The 16,872-nt window shown below is 71.0% G+C and carries 15 protein-coding genes; 9 read left to right on the forward strand and 6 right to left on the reverse strand.

All coding sequences use genetic code 11. The annotated features are described in order from the left end of the window. The first annotated feature begins 9 nt into the window (after positions 1 to 9). The 8 genes from ACAM52_RS07700 to ACAM52_RS07735 all read left to right on the forward strand — a co-directional run bounded on the left by ACAM52_RS07700 (position 10) and on the right by ACAM52_RS07735 (position 9,916). Positions 10 to 1,548 (forward strand): PepSY domain-containing protein, encoded by a 1,539-nt coding sequence (locus ACAM52_RS07700; protein ID WP_369646627.1) that lies wholly within the window; start codon positions 10 to 12, stop codon positions 1,546 to 1,548. 73 nt (positions 1,549 to 1,621) lie between these two features. Continuing rightward, positions 1,622 to 2,299 (forward strand): energy-coupling factor ABC transporter permease, encoded by a 678-nt coding sequence (locus tag ACAM52_RS07705; protein WP_369646628.1) that lies wholly within the window; start codon positions 1,622 to 1,624, stop codon positions 2,297 to 2,299. Positions 2,300 to 2,413: 114 nt separating this feature from the next. Further along, positions 2,414 to 3,478 carry a cobalamin biosynthesis protein CobW gene (gene cobW, locus ACAM52_RS07710; RefSeq protein WP_070061111.1) on the forward strand — a complete coding sequence of 355 codons (1,065 nt, stop codon included), beginning with the start codon at positions 2,414 to 2,416 and terminating at the stop codon, positions 3,476 to 3,478. A 4-nt stretch (positions 3,479 to 3,482) separates the two neighbouring features. After that, on the forward strand, positions 3,483 to 7,295 hold the full coding sequence (gene cobN, locus ACAM52_RS07715; RefSeq protein WP_369646629.1) for a cobaltochelatase subunit CobN: 3,813 nt from the start codon (positions 3,483 to 3,485) through the stop codon (positions 7,293 to 7,295). Continuing rightward, the gene (locus ACAM52_RS07720) at positions 7,292 to 8,350 is read left to right on the forward strand and encodes an ATP-binding protein (RefSeq protein WP_369646630.1); all 1,059 of its coding nucleotides are present in this window, start codon (positions 7,292 to 7,294) and stop codon (positions 8,348 to 8,350) included. Before cobN ends, ACAM52_RS07720 begins: the two co-directional genes overlap by 4 nt. Positions 8,351 to 8,574: 224 nt before the next feature. Next, positions 8,575 to 8,988, forward strand: a complete 414-nt coding sequence (locus ACAM52_RS07725; protein ID WP_369646631.1) for a hypothetical protein — start codon at positions 8,575 to 8,577, stop codon at positions 8,986 to 8,988. A gap of 133 nt (positions 8,989 to 9,121) precedes the next feature. Further along, the gene (locus ACAM52_RS07730) at positions 9,122 to 9,529 is read left to right on the forward strand and encodes a RidA family protein (RefSeq protein WP_062481490.1); all 408 of its coding nucleotides are present in this window, start codon (positions 9,122 to 9,124) and stop codon (positions 9,527 to 9,529) included. A gap of 90 nt (positions 9,530 to 9,619) precedes the next feature. Then, entirely contained in the window at positions 9,620 to 9,916 is a 297-nt protein-coding gene (locus ACAM52_RS07735; protein WP_082818323.1) for a DUF1090 family protein, read from the forward strand. A gap of 22 nt (positions 9,917 to 9,938) precedes the next feature. Here ACAM52_RS07735 and ACAM52_RS07740 read toward each other — a convergent pair whose 3' ends face one another. The 5 genes from ACAM52_RS07740 to ACAM52_RS07760 are packed head-to-tail and all read right to left on the reverse strand — an operon-like array spanning position 9,939 to position 14,270. Then, positions 9,939 to 10,493 (reverse strand): SET domain-containing protein, encoded by a 555-nt coding sequence (locus tag ACAM52_RS07740; RefSeq protein WP_062481486.1) that lies wholly within the window; start codon positions 10,491 to 10,493, stop codon positions 9,939 to 9,941. Further along, positions 10,490 to 11,356: a GNAT family N-acetyltransferase gene (locus ACAM52_RS07745; protein ID WP_062481484.1), complete on the reverse strand. Its 867-nt coding sequence runs from the start codon at positions 11,354 to 11,356 to the stop codon at positions 10,490 to 10,492. The genes ACAM52_RS07740 and ACAM52_RS07745 overlap by 4 nt, the downstream gene beginning before the upstream one ends. A gap of 13 nt (positions 11,357 to 11,369) precedes the next feature. Next, positions 11,370 to 12,296 (reverse strand): ABC transporter substrate-binding protein, encoded by a 927-nt coding sequence (locus ACAM52_RS07750; protein WP_369646632.1) that lies wholly within the window; start codon positions 12,294 to 12,296, stop codon positions 11,370 to 11,372. Positions 12,297 to 12,318: 22 nt separating this feature from the next. Further along, the gene (locus ACAM52_RS07755) at positions 12,319 to 13,170 is read right to left on the reverse strand and encodes a PA4780 family RIO1-like protein kinase (protein WP_369646633.1); all 852 of its coding nucleotides are present in this window, start codon (positions 13,168 to 13,170) and stop codon (positions 12,319 to 12,321) included. Beyond that, positions 13,167 to 14,270, reverse strand: coding sequence for an N-acetyltransferase (locus tag ACAM52_RS07760; RefSeq protein WP_369646634.1), 1,104 nt, complete (start codon positions 14,268 to 14,270; stop codon positions 13,167 to 13,169). The genes ACAM52_RS07755 and ACAM52_RS07760 overlap by 4 nt, the downstream gene beginning before the upstream one ends. Before the next feature lie 348 nt (positions 14,271 to 14,618). Between ACAM52_RS07760 and ACAM52_RS07765 the strand changes: the two genes are divergently transcribed. Beyond that, entirely contained in the window at positions 14,619 to 15,431 is an 813-nt protein-coding gene (locus ACAM52_RS07765; RefSeq protein ID WP_369646635.1) for an ankyrin repeat domain-containing protein, read from the forward strand. Positions 15,432 to 15,434: 3 nt separating this feature from the next. Here the strand turns inward: ACAM52_RS07765 and ACAM52_RS07770 are convergent, their stop codons facing one another. Continuing rightward, positions 15,435 to 16,856, reverse strand: coding sequence for a PLP-dependent aminotransferase family protein (locus ACAM52_RS07770; RefSeq protein WP_369646636.1), 1,422 nt, complete (start codon positions 16,854 to 16,856; stop codon positions 15,435 to 15,437). Positions 16,857 to 16,872 lie beyond the last annotated feature (16 nt).

A 16,872-nucleotide genomic window follows, 5' to 3' on the forward strand; every position in this document is an offset into this window, starting at 1 on the left:
CATGGCCGCATGAGCACCGCATGGCAACGTACATGGCCCCCGCTGCGGCGGGCGCTGTACTGGACGCACCGATGGCTGGGCATCGGCGGCTGCCTGCTGTTCGTCATGTGGTTCGTCTCGGGCGTGGTCATGATGTACGTCGGGTACCCGAACCTCACGGACGAAGAGCGGCTCGCGGGGCTCGCCCCGGTGCGCTTCGAACAGGCGGTGGTCGCGCCGTCTGCCGCGCTCGACGCGCTGCCGCAAGCGGTGCGCACGCAGCCGCCCCGGCGCATGGCGCTGGAGATGCAGGCCGGCGCCGACGCGCAGCCCGTGTGGCGCATCGTCGATGCGCGCGGTGGGCGGCATGCCGTGTCCGCGCGCGACGGCCATGTGCTCGGCCCGGTCGATGCGGCGCAGGCCGAGGCCATCGCCCGCGACTTCTCCGCACAGCCCGGCGCACGCTGGGCCGAGACGCTGGAGCGCGACCAGTGGACCGTGCCGCAGGGCCTGAACCCGCTGCGCCCGCTGCATCGCATCGCAGTCGCCGACGCGGCGGGCACCGAGCTGTACGTGTCCTCGCGCACCGGCGAGGTGGTGCGCGACACCACGCGCGCCGAGCGCTTCTGGAACTGGCTGGGCGCCGTGCCGCACTGGATCTACTTCACGCCGCTGCGCGCCGACCCGCCGCTGTGGCACGACGTGGTCGTGTGGCTGTCGGCGGCGTGCATCGTCTCGGCCGTGACGGGCATCGTCATCGGTATCCTGCGCCTTCGGCTGCGGCGGCGCTTTCGCAGCGGCGCGGTCACGCCGTACACCGGCTGGATGGCCTGGCACCACATCGCCGGCCTCATCGGCGGCTTCTTCGTGCTGACCTGGATCGTGAGCGGCTGGCTCTCGATGAACCCCAACGGCTGGTTCCAGCGCGCGCCCGCCGATGCGGCCGCAATGGCGCGCTACACGGGCACCGGCGCGTCGCCGTTCCCCTGGCCGCCGGCCGTGGTGCCGGCAGGTGAGGGCGCTGGCGCACCGCGTGAGGCGCTGCTGATGTGGTTCGACGGCAAGCCGCTGCTGCAACTGCGCGACGCGCAGGCCCGCGTGCGCGTGATCGATGCCGCCACCGGCGCACCGGCCGCCATCGCCCGCGAGGACATCGTGCGCGCCGCCGCCCGTCTGCGCCCCGGCGCCACCATCACGCAGGCCACCTTGCAGACGCAGGAAGACTTCCACTGGTATGGCCACCACCGCACGCGCGTGCTGCCCGTGTGGCGGCTCGAGTTCGACGACGCCGCGCGCAGCTGGCTCTACATCGATCCTGCGAGCGGCCAGGTGGCCGGCAGCAACGACCGCAACGCGCGGCTGCGCCGCTGGCTCTTCAACGCCGCGCACAGCCTCGACTTTCCCTGGCTCATCCAGTACCGGCCCGCCTGGGACCTGGTGGTGTGGTTCCTGTCGGTCATCGGCGTCGTTGCTTCGGCGAGCGGCGTGGTGATCGGCTGGCGACGGCTGCGGCGCAAGCCACAGCCTTCGCCTGTTCAGCGGGGGCTGCAAGGCTCCCGGGTTTCATGACGGGGACTTGCGCAAGCCAGTCCATCCCCCAACAATCAACTTTCGCACTTCGGTGCATTTCAGGAGGTGCGCGATGCACATCGAACCCGGACTCGTCGACGGATCCAAGATCTTCCTCAGCTATGCCACGGGGGCGGCTGCACTGGCCTACACAGGCAAAGTCGCCTTCGACACCTTGCTGAAGGACGGCCCCGTGGGCCTGCTGCTGCGCTCGGTCTTCACCGTGATGCTTGTGTTCTGCTTCTTCGAGGTGTTCCCGCACCATCCCGTGGGCGTGTCCGAGGTGCACCTGATCCTGGGCACCACGCTGATGCTCCTCTTCGGGCTCGCGCCCGCGGCCATCGGCCTGGCGGGCGGCTTGCTCATCCAGAGCCTGTTCTTCGCACCGCCTGACCTGCCGCAGTACGGCATGAACGTCACGACCTTGCTGGTGCCGCTGTTCGCCACCGCCGCGCTGGCACGCCGCATCATTCCCGCCAACATGGCCTACGTGGACATCAGCTACCAGCAGGCCTTCAAGCTGTCGGTGGCCTACCAGGGCGGCATCGTGGTGTGGGTCGGCTTCTGGGCGCTCTACGGCCGCGGCACGGGCCTGGAAAACCTGGGCCAGATCGCCAGCTTCGGCGCGGCCTACATGACCGTCGTGCTGGTCGAGCCGCTGGTCGACCTGGGCGTGCTGGCCGCGGCCAAGGCCTGGCGCCGCCTGCAGGGCACGGCCCTGGTCGAGCGCCGCCTGTACAGCGCCGTCTGATTCGCGCCGGCTGCCCCTCGTTGAAGAGGGCGTGCCGTTCGCCGGCGCGTGCGCCACGCACGCGCCGCGCGCCCGATTCCCCGTGCGCCTTGCGCGCCTGAAAGCACCCATTCCATGACACAAAGCAACGCCAAGATCCCCGTCACCATCGTCACGGGCTTCCTCGGCAGCGGCAAGACCACGCTGCTGCGTCACATCCTCGGCAATGCCGAGGGCCGCCGCATCGCGGTGGTGGTCAACGAGTTCGGCGAACTCGGCATCGACGGCGACATCCTCCGTGGCTGCGGCATCGGCTGCGACGATGAAGGCAACGAGCGTGAAGGTGCGCTGTACGAACTGGCCAACGGCTGCGTCTGCTGCACCGTGCAGGAAGAGTTCCTGCCCGTGATGCTGCAGCTGGCCGAGCGGCGCGACCAGATCGACGCCGTGCTCATCGAGACCTCGGGCCTGGCGCTGCCCAAGCCGCTGGTGCAGGCCTTCCAGTGGCCCGACATCGCGAACATCTTCACCGTCGATTCGGTGGTCACCGTGGTCGACGGCCCCGCCGCCGCGTCGGGCCAGTTCGCCGCGAACCCCGCGCAGGTCGACGTGCAGCGCCGCGCCGACCCCAACCTGGACCACGAATCGCCGCTGCACGAGCTGTTCGAAGACCAGCTCTCGGCCGCCGACCTCGTGGTGCTCAACAAGACCGACCTCATGGACGCCGCCGCGCGCGCGCAGGTCGAGGCGCTGGTGCGCGAAGAACTGCCGCCCGAGGTGAAGATCGTCGGCGCCACCGAAGGCAAGCTGCCGCTCGCGCTGCTGCTGGGCCAGGGCCGCGCCGCCGAAAGCACCATCCACCTGCGCGAGAGCCACCACGACCACGAGGAGGACCACGACCACGACGAGTTCGATTCGCTCGTGATCGAGCTGCCGCCCGTGGACCGCGACGGTCTCATCGCCGTGCTGACCGCGCTGGTCGAGCAGCACACCATCTACCGCGTGAAGGGCTTCGTCGCCGTGCCGCACAAGCCGATGCGCCTGCTGGTGCAGGGCGTGGGCCGCCGCTTCGACCACCACTTCGACCGCCGCTGGCGCGACGGCGAGGCGCAGCGCACGCGGCTCGTGTTCATCGGCGAAGACCTCGATGAAGGCGCGCTGCGCAAGGCACTGGAAGGCGTGGCGGCCGTTCCCGCCTGACCGCATGCACCTGCTGAGCACCCAGCCCGGACGCTTCGTCGAGGACGACCCGAGCGTCGTCACCCGGCTCGACCAGACGCCGGGCGACATCGTGGTGCTCAGCTCGGCCGACACCACGCTCGCGCTGCTCGCCGCCGCGCGCACGGCGCTGGCGGCCACCGACCCCGGCTACCCGTCGCTGCGGCTGGCCAACCTCATGCACCTGCGCCAGCCCGCGTCGCTCGACCTGTACGTCGACGAGGTGCTGAGGCATGCGCGCGTGGTGGTGGTCGATCACCTGGGAGCCGAATCGGCCTGGGCCTATGGGCTGCAGCAACTCGAGAAGCTTGCGAAGCGCCAGGGCCAGCAGCTCGCGATGTTCTCGGGCGACCTGCAGGAAGACGAAGACCTGCTCGCGCGCGGCACCGCGGCGCGCGGCGTGAGCCGGCAGCTGTGGCAGTACCTGCGCTCGGGCGGTGCGGGCAACGCGGCGCAGTTCCTGCGCGCGGTGGCCTTCCACGGACTGGGCCACGGCGAGGCGCCGTTGCCGCCGCGCAGCCTGCCGCAGGTGGCGCTGCATGTGCCGGGCGGCATGGACGCGACGCACACGGTCGCGGGCATCGACGACCTGCGCGCGGGCTGGCATGCGAACGCGCCTGTCGTCGCGCTGGTGTTCTACCGCTCGCACCTGCTGTCGGGCAACACCGAGGCCTTTGATTCGCTGGCCGCCGCGCTGCATGCCGAGGGACTGAACCCGCTGCCCGTGGCGCTCGATTCGCTCAAAGACCCGCTGTGCCTGTCCGCGTTGCGCGCGCTGTGCACCGAGCACGATGTGCAGCTGGTACTCAACACCACCGCCTTCGCCGCGCTGGGGCAGGGTGCTTCGGATGAAAGCGGTGAGCCTCTGGCACTCGCGGGCGACGCCCCCGTGCTGCAGGTGATCGTGAGCGGCGGCAACCGCGAAGATTGGCTTGCCGACAGCCAGGGCCTGCGCCCACGCGACATCGCGATGCAGATCGCGCTGCCCGAGATGGACGGACGCATCGTCACGCGCGCCGTGAGCTTCAAGGGCCTGTCGCACCGCTGCGAACTCACGCAGACCGAGGTGGTCGGCTACCGGCCCGAGCCCGATCGCATCGCCTTCGTGGCCGAACTGGCGCGTCGCTGGTGCCGGCTGCGCAGCCTGCGCGCCGACGAGAAGCGCGTCGCCCTCATCCTCGCGAACTATCCCGGCAGCGAAGGCCGCATCGGCAGCGGCGTGGGGCTGGACACGCCGGCCTCGGTGATGGCCATCCTGCGCACGATGCAGGCCGAGGGCTACACGCTCGACACGCTGCCCGCGGACGGCGACGCGCTGATGCGCACGCTGCAGGAAGGCATCGCGAACGACCCCGCGCAGTGGGCCGCACGGCCCGCATGGCAGAGCTACGCGCTCGCCGACTACCGTGCGCGCCTCGCGGCGCTGCCCGAGGGCATGGCCGCTGCCATCGACGCGCAATGGGGGCCGCCCGAAAACGATCCGATGCTGCGCCAGGGCCGCTTCATGATCGCCGGGCTGCGTCTGGGCCGCGTGTTCGTCGGCATCCAGCCCGCGCGCGCCCTCGGCCCGCTCGGCCTGGCCGATTACGCGAGCTACCACGACGCCGAGCTGGTGCCGCCACACAGCTACCTCGCGTTCTATTTCTGGCTGCGCGATGTGTTCGCCATCGACGCGGTCGTCCACGTCGGCAAGCACGGCAACCTCGAATGGCTGCCGGGCAAGAGCCTAGCGCTCGCGGCCACCTGCTGGCCCGACGCGATCCTCGGGCCGCTGCCCAACGTGTACCCCTTCATCGTCAACGACCCCGGCGAGGGCGCGCAGGCCAAGCGCCGCACGCAGGCCGTGATCGTCGACCACCTGATGCCGCCGCTCACGCGCGCCGAGAACCACGGCCCGCTGCAGGACCTGGAGCGGCAGGTCGACGAGTACTACGACGCGCTGCTGGTCGATGCGCGCCGCGCCAAGGTGCTGCGCGCGCAGATCCTCGCGACCGTGCGCGCCCAGCACCTGGTCGAAGAACTGGGCCTGCCGGGCGCGGAAGACGATGCCGTGCTGGCACGCGTCGATGCGTACCTGTGCGAGCTGAAAGAAACCCAGATCCGCGACGGCCTGCATGTGTTCGGCGATTCGCCGCGCGCGCGGTTGCGGCGCGACACGCTGCTCGCGCTCGCGCGCTACCCGGCCGGCGACGGGGCGGGCGAGAACGCCGGGCTGCTCGGCGCGCTCGCGGCCGACCTGCTGCCCGGCGACGCCTTCGACCCGCTCGACATCGATGCGGCAAAGCCCTGGCAGGGCGCGCGGCCCGCGCTGCTGGCGGCCGTGAGCGACGAGGCCTGGCGCCACCAGGGCGACACGCGCGAGCGGCTGGAGCTGCTGGCCCAGCAGCTGCTCGAAGCGGACGCTTGTCCGCCCGATTTGCCGCACACCGCCGCCGTGATGGGCCGCATCGCGCACCGTCTCGCACCCGCGCTCGATGCATGTGGCGGGGAAGAATTGCGCCAGCTGTCGCGCGCACTGCAAGGCCGCTTCGTGCCGCCGGGTCCGAGCGGCTCGCCTTCGCGCGGCCGGCCCGACGTGCTGCCGACCGGGCGCAACTTCTACGCGGTCGACACGCGTGCCATCCCCACGCCCACGGCCTGGATGCTCGGTCTCAAGTCCGCCGCGCAATTGGTCGAACGCCACCTGCAGGAACACGGCGACTACCCGGTGGCGCTGGGCCTGTCGGTCTGGGGCACGGCCACCATGCGCACCGGCGGCGACGACCTGGCGCAGGCCTTCGCGCTCATCGGCGTGCGGCCCAAGTGGGCGCCCGGCAGCCAGCGCGTGGTCGATTTCGAAGTGCTGCCCACAGTCGGCATTGGGCGTCCACGCATCGATGTCACGCTGCGCATCTCGGGCTTCTTCCGCGATGCCTTTCCCAACGCCGTGCAGATGTTCGACGCCGCCGTGCAGGCCGTGGCCGCGCAGGAAGACGAAGACGCCGAGCGCAACCCGATCCGCGCCCGCATCCTGCGCGAGGCCGCCGCGCTCGAAGCGCAGGGCGTGGCGCCCGGCGAGGCACGCACGCAGGCCGGCTGGCGCGTGTTCGGTTCCGCGCCCGGCAGCTACGGCTCGGGGCTGCAGCCGCTGTTCGACCATGGCGACTGGCAGACCGACGACGACCTGTCGAAGGCCTACGTCGGCGGCAGCGCCCATGCCTACGGCCAGGGCAGCGACGGCGTGCCCGCCAGCGATGCGCTGGTGCGGCGGCTGCGCGCCATGAACGTCGTGCTGCAGAACCAGGACAGCCGCGAGCACGACCTGCTCGACTCCAACGACTACTACCAGTTCCAGGGCGGCATGGCCGCCGCTGTGCGCCATCTCAGCGGGCAGCAGCCGGAGATGTACCACGGCGACCACGGCAACCCGCAGGCCCCGCACGTGCGCACGCTGAAGGAAGAAATCAGCCGCGTGATCCGTTCGCGCGTGGTCAACCCCAAGTGGATCGACGGCGTGAAGCGCCACGGCTACAAGGGCGCCTTCGAGATGGCCGCCACGGTCGACTACCTCTTCGGTTTCGATGCCACCGCGCGCGTGGTGGGCGACCACCAGTACGCGATGGTGGCCGACGCCTACGTGCTCGACGAGGCCACCCGCGACTTCGTGAACGCGCACAATCCGCGCGCGCTGCAGGACATGCTCAACCGCCTGCTCGAAGCCATGCAGCGCGGCCTCTGGCAGTCGCCCGGCGACTACAAGGACCAATTGGAAAACCTGCTGCTCGACCACGAGCAGCAGATGGAAGGAAGCCCCCAATGACCACAGCCGCCCCGATGCCGGTGCCGTTCCCCTTTGCCGCGATCGCCGGCCAGCCGCAACTGCGCCAGGCGCTGCTGCTGGCCGCGGTCGATCCCGCGCTGGGCGGCGTGCTCATCGAAGGCCCGCGCGGCACCGCCAAGACCACGGCCGCGCGCGCGCTCGCCGAGCTGCTGCCCGGCGCGCCCTTCGTCACGCTGCCGCTGGGCGCGAGCCTCGAAAGCCTCGTGGGCACGCTCGACCTGGGGCAGGCGCTGGCCGGCCACGAACTGAAATTTGCGCCCGGCCTGCTGGCGCGCGCGCATGGCGGCGTGCTGTACGTCGACGAGATCAACCTGCTGCCCGACGCGCTCATCGACTCGCTGCTCGACGCGGCGGCCAGTGGCGTCAACGTGGTGGAGCGCGACGGCATCTCGCACCGGCATGCCGCGCGCTTCGTGCTCGTGGGCACCATGAACCCGGAAGAGGGCACGCTGCGCCCGCAGCTGCTTGATCGCTTCGGCCTGTGTGTGCGGTTGCGCAACCTGCAGGACGCGGCCGAGCGCCAGGCCATCGTGCGTGCACGGCTGGCCTTCGACGCGGACCCGCAAGGCTTTCGCGCGGCGCATGCGAAGGAGGAGGCCGAACTCGCGGCGGCGCTGGTGCGTGCGCGCGCGCGCGTGGCAGACGCGGCGACCTTGCCTTACGGCGACGCGGTGCACGAAGCCGTCGGCGCGCTGTGCATCGCGGCCGGCGTGGACGGCCTGCGCGCCGACCTCGTGATGCTGCGCTCGGCGCGTGCGCTCGCGGCGTGGGAGGGCGCGGCATCGATCATCGACGACCATGTGCAGCGCGTGGCCGAGGCGGTGCTGCTGCACCGGCGCCATCCAGCGGTCGAAGCAGTCGTGACGCCCCCAATGACGTCACCCGCACCTCACCGCAAGCCGGGCGATGCGCCCGCACGCGATGCCGGCGACGGCGACTGGGGCGCGATGCCGCCCGAGCCCGTCGGCATCGAGCGCGTGAAGCCGCTGCGCCCGCTGATCTCCGCGTCCCAGGCCGCCCCAAAAAAAGCCTGAGCCTCCGGGACGCCGCACCCGCTGGCGCACGCCAGGGTGACCGGAGGCAGGGCACGCAACGGGACGCCTGGCACGGTGCCGCCGCGCCCGGCACGGCGTTCGACTGGCCGCGCACGCTCGTCGCCCGCGGCGCGGACCGCCTGCAGGCCGCGCACCTGCGCCATCGCCCGCAGGAAGCGCGCAGCGGCGCGTTGCACTGCTTCCTGCTCGACTGCTCGGCTTCGATGCGCCACGACGGCCAGCTCGCGCGCGCCAAGGGCCAGCTGCTCGCGCTGATGCAGGAGGCCTACCAGCGGCGCGACCATGTGGCGCTGCTGTGCTTTGCCGGCGACGTGGTCGAGCTGCGCCTGCCACCGCGCCGCGCCAGCGCCTGGAACGACGACTGGGTTGCACCCATCGCGGCCGGTGGGGGCACACCGCTGGCACTCGGCGTGCTGCGCGCGCAGCAGTTGCTGGCGAAGCACGAGACTCGCCAACGCTGGCTCTGGCTGCTGACGGACGGCCGCAGCAACGAAAGCCCCGCGCGCCCCGCCGCGGCGGACGTCGCCTGCGTGATGGACTTCGAGCGCGCCCGCACGCCGCTGCATCGGGCGCGGCAGCTGGCGGCGCAGTGGGACGCACGCTACCTCAGCGCCTGAATCACAGGATCGCGGGGCGCGCCCCAGCGCTCGTGGATCGACTTGGGACGAGAAGGGGCATCCGCCGCGTGGCGCACCGCTGCAGGTGGCGCCTTCGATACTGCGGCGCTCCCAACGAAACCCAGGAAACCCCATGTCCGTCACTCCCCGCCGCGTGGTGCGCGAAGGCGCGTTCAAGCACATCATTGCCGACGGCGTGCAGGTCGGCGACACGATCTATCTCTCGGGCCAGGTGAGCGTGGACGGCGAGGGCCGCACCCTCGGCGCCGGCGACATTGCGGCGCAGGTGCGGCAGGCCTACGCCAACGTGCGCGGCGTGCTCGCGTCCTTCGGCGCCTCGATGGCCGACGTGGTGGACGAAACCCTGTTCGTGACCGACATCGACGGCTTCCTCGGCCAGGCCGACGCGCTGTTCGCCTTGCGCGCCGAGATGTTCGGCGGCGAGCCGCAGATCTCGCAGACGCTGGTGCAGGTGGCGCGGCTGGGCAGCCCGGATTGGCTGATCGAGATCAAGTGCATCGCCAGAACAGCTGCAGCCTGAAGGGCTGAAGGCCTGTTCCGCCAGGCAGTTCGGGTACCGTATGGCATGCGTCCGAAACCCCGTCTCCTGGCCCTTGCGTTGACCCTGGCCATGCCTGCCGCCTTTGCCCAAACCGAGGCGTCCGTGCAGCCCTTGAGTGCCGAAGAGTGCAAGGCGCAGGAAGCCGTGCTGGAGCGGGACATGGCCCTGGCCCGTTCGCGCGGCCAGATGCTGCGCCGGCGTGAGCTGGCCGACACCCTGAGCGCGCTGCAGCAGCGCTGCCAGGCGCTGGCGCCGATGAGCCGCGAAGCGCGCATCGAGAAACTGGAACGCGAGATCCGCACGCTGCGCACCGAGCTCGAACGCGCGGAGGCGCAACTGCGCAGCGTGAAGAGCGAGTCGCCCTGAGCCTTGGCGGCTCGCAGCTACCTCACCAGGGCAGGTCGCTGAGTTGCCTGCGCGGGTCCGACGCAGCCGGCGCCACGTCGGCCGCCGTGGCCGGCCCGTCTTTCTCCGCCACGGCCTCCACCGGCGCCAACATCGTCCCGCGGCAGTTCGGCGAGCCGCAATGGCAGGGGTACTTCGATGGCGGCGAGCCGTCGTCAGCCGTGAGCGAGTAGTCGATGAAGAGCTCGTCGCCGGCCTCCACCGCTTCCATCGTCTGGAAGCGCAGCACCATCTCGCCCGCCTCGTCGTACTCCTCGACCGCCTCGCAGTTCGGCTCGCACGAATGGTTCAGGTGGCGCGTGGCGTTGCCGCCCTTGGCGCCGTCGATGGTCTCACCGGTCGTCAGCGTGAACAGGTAGGTGAGCTGGTCGTCCCAGAGCTTGGAGGCGACTTCCTGCCTGGTGTAGCGGCGGCCTTCGTACAGGCCCAGGAAGGCTTCGGCCGGCAGGTCGCGCGTGGCGAAGGCGCCCAGGCCATGCACGCCGCTGGGGCCCACGCGGATGAAAGGGGTGGACGAGGTTCGCTTGGGGGACTTCATGAACGGACGGGGCGCGAGGAATCGGAAGAAAAGGTGGGCTGGGGCTGGAGTGTGGCGGTCATCTCGATCTGGCGTATGACAAGGGTGGCGCCGCGTGCGGTCAGGGCGCGGTGCAGCGGGCTGCCCTCGGGCTCGTCGACCAGCCGCCAGCGTGCGCCCGGGCGTGCCTGCGCGAGCGCATCGAGCAGCGCATGGGCCGAGGCCTCGTCGGGTGCGGCGGCGTCGAGCAAGGTGTTCAGCGGCAGGGTCGCTGGCAGGAGGATGGCGTAGCCGCTCGTTGCCGTGCCGAGGGCCACGGCGCCGTCGTGCACCAGCGCACCTTGCACGGTCGGCCACTCGCGGCGCCAGGTGGGGCGCGAGACGGCGGTGCAGGCTGCATGCAGGGCGGCGAGCGCATCGGTATCGGGCGCTGTCGAAGCTGCATCGGCACGAGGCTCGAAGCTGCCTTCGAGCACCTCGAGCGCGCGGGTTTCGACGAAGCCCGCCTGCCGGTACAGCTGCCGCGCCGGGTTCTGCTCGATCACTTCGAGCTGCACCTGCGCGATGCCGGCCGCCGACAGGTCGCGCAGCTGCGCGTCGATGAGTTGCTTGGCCAGCCCGCGGCGGCGCTGCGCGCTCGCGATGCCGAAGCCCGCGAGGTAGGCGCGCGGCCCGCGCCGGCCGACGAGCGAGAGGCCGCAGGCCTCGCCGTCGGCGACGCTCACGCGCGAGAGGCCAAGGTCGGCCTGGGCGCGCCGCACGTGCCGCTCGAACATCGCGCGGTCGAACGCGATCGGCACGAAGTAGTCTTCGTACGAGCGGTTCCACAGGGCGGTGAGTTCGTCGGTGCCGAAGTTCGCGGCGGGAACGATGTCGAAGTTCATGGCGTGCCGAAGATCAGTTGCGCGGCGCATCCAGCGACGCAAGGCAATTCACGATGGCATCGGCCGCCTCGTCGAGCCGGGGGCCGGGCCGCATCATCAGGTCGAAGCGCGCCGAGGCAAAGCTGCAGACGCGCCCGCGCTGGATGGCCGACATGGCCGACCAGCCGGGGCGCCCCGCCATGGCCGAGATTTCGCCGAGGGCCGAGACCATCAGCACGTCGGGGTTGGCGCGCACCACGAACTCGGGGTTCATCCTAGGGAAGGGGCCGAGCGAGCCGGGCACCGCGTTGGCCAGGCCCAGGCGCGCCAGGGTTTCGCCGATGAAGGAGCTTTCGCTTGCCGCCGCGACGCCGCCGTGCACCTCGAAGTACACGCGCCGCCCCTGCCAGTTCAGCGGCACGCGGGCGCGCGCCGCGTTCAGCCGGGCATCGAGGCTGCGCCAGAAAGCCTCGCCCGCGCCCGGCTTGCCGGTGGCGCGGGCCACGGTTTCCATCACGCGGCGCATGTCGGCATGGGTCTTGGCGTCGAGCGCCAGCACCTTGATGCCCAGGCGCTCCAGCGCCTCGGCAGCGCGGCTGCGCGGGCGCAGCAGCACGAGGTCGGGCTTGAGCGCGACGATGCGCTCGATGTTCGCGTCGTCCATGCCGCCCACCTGCGGCAGGCCCTTCACCGCCGCCGGCCAGTTGGCGTGGCGGTCGATGCCCACGAGCCGGTCGCAGGCGTCGAGCGCGCAGACCGTCTCGGTGAGCGAGGGCATCAGCGACACGATGCGTTTGGCCGGCGCCTGCAGCTCGAGCACGCGGCCGCGGTCGTCTTCCAGCCGGATGGCGCCGGCGTGTGCGGCCGGGCCGATTCCCAGTGCCACGAAGGCCGCGGCCCGGGCGATGTGGCGGAAGGCGGTTGAAAAGGGTGGGCGCTGGGGCAGGGCGTTGAAGGTCATCGGGGCGGGCGGAGTCAGCCCGCTATTGTCGCGGCGCTTGCATCCGCAGCTGGCGCGCCGCTTCTTCCGCCCGTGCGTCGTCCACTTCGCGCAGCACGTTGCTGAGATCGACCGGGCCGGTCTCGCGCACGAAGGTGCCCGTGAGCTCGGTCTCGGGCCGCAGCAGGCCGCGCTCGTAGAGCTGCCAGATCTCGTCGCCGTAGTGCGTCTTCAGCAGCGCGGGCGCGTACTGCCCGAAGAAGTTGCGCAGGTTCTCCACGTCGCGCAGCAGCATGCGCTTGGCGTGGTTGTTGCCGGCGGCATCCACCGCCTGCGGCAGGTCGATGATGACCGGGCCGTCTTCGGCCAGCAGCACGTTGAACTCCGACAGGTCGCCGTGCACGATGCCTGCGCAGAGCATGCGCATCACTTCCTTGAGCAGGCTCGCATGGTGGCGCAGCGCGTCGTCGGGCGAGAAGGCCACGTCGTTCAGGCGTGGGGCGGCGTCGCCGTTCGCGTCGGTCACCAGGTCCATCAGCAGCACGCCTTCGAGGAAGTTGTGCGGCGTGGGCACGCGCACGCCGGCCGCGGCCAGGCGGTAGAGCGCATCGACCTCGGCGCTTTGCCAGATGGCCTCGGTCACTTGGCGGCCGAAGCGCGTGCCCTTGGCCATGGCGCGCGCCTCGCGGGTGTTCTTCACGCGGCGGTTCTCGGTGTAGTCGACGGCCTGGCGAAAGCTGCGCTTGTCGGCTTCCTTGTAGATCTTGGCGCAGCGCGTTTCCTCGCCGCAGCGCACGACGTACACCATGGCCTCCTTGCCGCTCATGAGCTGGCGCACGACGCTGTCGATCAGCCCTTCGTCGACGAGGGATTGCAGTCTGGGGGGTGTCTTCATGCGTGCGCCTCCGGCACAGCCAGGGGGCGGGTCGAGAGGAAGGCCCTCAGGCTTTCCGTGCCGATCTGGTAGGCGCCATCATGCCTGTGCGGGGCAAAGCCCAGCTGGCGGTTGATGGCGAGCATGGGCGCGTTGACCTCGGCGTTCTGCGTGACGGCGATCGCCACCTCGGGATGCCGTTCGCGCACGAGCTGCAGCATGATCGCCTTCACGCCCTTGGCCAGTCCCTTGCCGCGCCAGGCGCGGGCCACGCCGGTGAGGCGCTGGAACATGCGGTCGGGGTACAGCTGGTTCCAGCTGGCGTCGCACACGGCGGCCACCTCGTCATTGGCATCGCGCAGCAGCACGAGAAAGTGCTCGCCGCCGCGCCGGTCGATTTCGGCGTACCAGGCGTGGAAGCCTTCCAGCTCGAAGCGCAGGGGCGCGCGTTCCAGCGCGCTGGTGGGCGCGTCTTCGAGCAGCGCGGACAGCGGCGCCATCAGCGTGGCCAGCCGATCGAAGGGCACGCGGCCTGCGTGGATCTCCAGGCGCAGTCCGTGCGTGGGCGCGAGGGCGTCGGCGCGCCAGCGCGCGAGCGCCGCCCAGTCGAGGCTGTCGAAGGCCATGCGGTTCTCGATGCTGCGGTGCTTTTCGGTCGCACCGATGGCCGCGAGGAACGCCCGGCCTTCCGGCAAGTGGGTCTTGAAGGTCGCGGTGGTGGGGTCGCGCGTCTTCTCCATCAGCGCCAACAGCCGGTGCAGCAAGGTGCTGGCCACGCCCTGTCGTTGGTGCGATCGCAGCACGCCGCCCCACACGTCGATGAAAGGCGCGAAGGTCGCATAGTCGGGCGAGCCTTCGCGGCGCACGCCCATGTTGAGGCTGCCGACGATGCGCCCCTGTGCGTCCCGCGCGAAGGCGCGGTGCACCACATGCAGCGGCGTGTGCTGGCGCACGTCCTGCTGGGTGTGGGCGTCGTCGGGCTGCGGTTCGCCCGGAAAGTCTTCGTCGTGGCGCTGGCGCCAGTAGGCCAGGGCCTGCGCCCATTCTTCAGCGGACGCCCGCTGCGGATCGAAAGAAGAAGTCGTGAACTGCCGCGCATCGGCGGCACGGGTTTCAAGCATGGTGAGCCTTGATTCGAAAAGGGAACGGACCGCGCGCGGCACTCATGTGCCGGCGTGGCGTTGTCTGAATCGGACGGCGTGTCGCGGCAGGACACCGCGAGGGTCGAACGGGCTGGCTGGTGGTGCCTTCAGCGGCACCGGGTGCGCGAGGAGCGCGTCAGCAGTGGTTCGGGTGCGACCCGGCAAACCGTACGGGGGAGGGAGAGTGAATAGCAGTGTCTTCCATCGCGCACCTCCAGTCCGGTTTGTTGATCGAGGCGTCGAATGTAGCGAGGTTCGCGCGGTCTGTGAAGTGCCAGGCAATGCAAGAAGGCTGCGGCAGAATGGGCCGATCCACAGGGAGATGCCATGAATCCGAAGAAGATCTTCGACGCGGCGCGCGAAGCCGATGCCGACACGGTGCGCGCCTGCATCGAGGCTGGGGCCGACATGGCCGCCGTGAACAAGCAGGGCTTCACTGCGCTGCAGTGCGCCGCGATGGGCACGAACGAATCCGAGCTCGACCCGATCCTCGCCGTGCTGCAACTGCTGCTCGAGGCCGGCAGCCCGCTCGAATACACCGGCACCGACGGCCGCACCGCGCTGTACCTCACGGCCGAGTTCTCGCCGACCACAGAGCCGGTGCAACTGCTCATCGACGCGGGCGCGAACCCCGACGTGCGCGACAGCCACGGCAACCACATCACGGAGAACGCGATGGAGGAAGAGGTTGCCGAGTTGCTGTCGCGCATCACCGGCCACGCGCTGCCCGAGCCGCCGCCGCCCGAGCCCGACCCGGTGAAGATGAGTGCCGCGCAGTGGCGCGCCGCCGAGGCACGCATTGCCGAGGTGTTCGCCGCGCTGACGCAGGCGGGCCTGGTCGCGCTGCAGGACGCGGGCGACACGCAGTCCGATGGCTTCTCCGATTGCTCCGAAGCGTTCCGCGAACGCGGCGGCAAGAAGGCCGGCGTGCACGGCTTCTGCTTCTACACGCGGCAGGACCAGAACCGCGCCAAGCGCACCAGCCAGCTCTCGCTCGCGTTCTGGGGCGCGCCCGAGGGCGGCGATGCGGACATGCAGCGCGTCGGCGAACTGGTGGTCGGCCAGTTTCGCGGCGCGGGCTTCGAGGTGCGCTGGAACGGCGCGTCGTCGATGCGGCCTGAAGTCGATCTGCGCGCCTGAGCTTCAGCCCAGCGCCGCGCGCAGCCGGGTCGCGAGCTGTCGCGCGTGCGTGGGCGAGGCGACGTTGGTGAAGCCCATCAGCAGCCCCTGGTTTTCAACGGCCGTGGTGCCCCGGGCCGACAGTGGCTGGCAGTTCAGGCCGGCCGCCTGCGCACGGCGGGCCAGCACCACGTCGCTGTCGCGGTGCCCTTCGAAGCGCGCGATCAGGTGCATGCCGCCGGCCTGCAGGTCGATGCGCACGCCGTCACCGAAGGCCTTCTGCAAGGCCTCGACCAGCAGGGCGCGGCGGCGCGCGTAGAGCAGGCGCATCTTCTTCAGGTGGCGCGAGAAATGGCCGTCGCGCATGAAGTCGGCCACCGTGGCCTGCGTGATCTGCGGGCAGCCGTTGGACGCGATGCGCGACGCGTCCTCGAAGCGTGCGCGCAGCGATTCGGGCACCACCAGGTAGCCCAGCGCGAGGCCCGGGTAGAGCACCTTCGAGAAGCTGCCTGCGTACAGCACGCGGTCGTGGCCGTCGAGGCTCTTGAGCGCGGGCAGCGGCGCGCCGGCATAGCGGTACTCGCCGTCGTAGTCGTCCTCGACGATCCAGGCCTTCGCACGCGAGGCCCAGTCGAGCAGCTGCAGCCGGCGCGCCAGCGACATCGACACCCCCAGCGGTGCCTGGTGCGAGGGCGTGACGACCGCCATGCGCGCCTTCGGCGAGCGGCGCACGCCGCGCGCGACCACCAGGCCTTCGCCGTCCACCGGCACCGGCACCACGCGGTGGCCGGCGCTGTGCAGCACGTCGCGCGTGGGCGCATACCCCGGGTCTTCGATCCACACGCGGTCGTCCCGGGCGAGCAGCGTGCGCGCCACCAGCGCCAGCGACGTGCGGTAGCCACCGGTGACGAAGACCTGCGCCGGCTGGCAGTCCACGCCGCGCGACACCCGCAGGTAGGCCGCGATGGCCTCGCGCAGCGGCGCATGGCCTGCGGGGTCGCCGTAGAACAGGTCGGCCGCGCCCATGACGCGCGCACGGCGGGCCATCAGGCGCGCCCAGAGCTTGCGGGGAAAGGCGTCGAGCGCCGGGATACCGAGTTGCAGGGGTGGCGGGGCGATGGGGCCGGCCAGGGCCGGCGCGTCCGCAACGGGGCGCGAACCGGCGCGCACTGGCCGCTGCACCGGCAGCGACGGTGATACCACCGTGCCCGCCTGTCCTTGCGCGCAGAAATAGCCTTCGCCCGCGAGCTGGCTGTAGGCGGCTTCCACCGTGCCGCGCGCCACGCCCAGCTCGCTGGCCAGGCTGCGCGCCGAGGCCACGCGGTCGCCGGGGCACAGCACGCCGTGTTCGATCGCCGTGCGAAAGCGCTCATAGACCTGGCGATGCAACGGGGTCGCAGTCGAGCGGTCGATGCCGGGGAGGACGTTGTCTGGCGGTTCGATCATGGCCCAGTGATTTTGA

Source organism: Variovorax sp. V118 (assembly GCF_041154445.1).
Classification (GTDB): Bacteria; Pseudomonadota; Gammaproteobacteria; order Burkholderiales; family Burkholderiaceae_C; genus Variovorax; species Variovorax boronicumulans.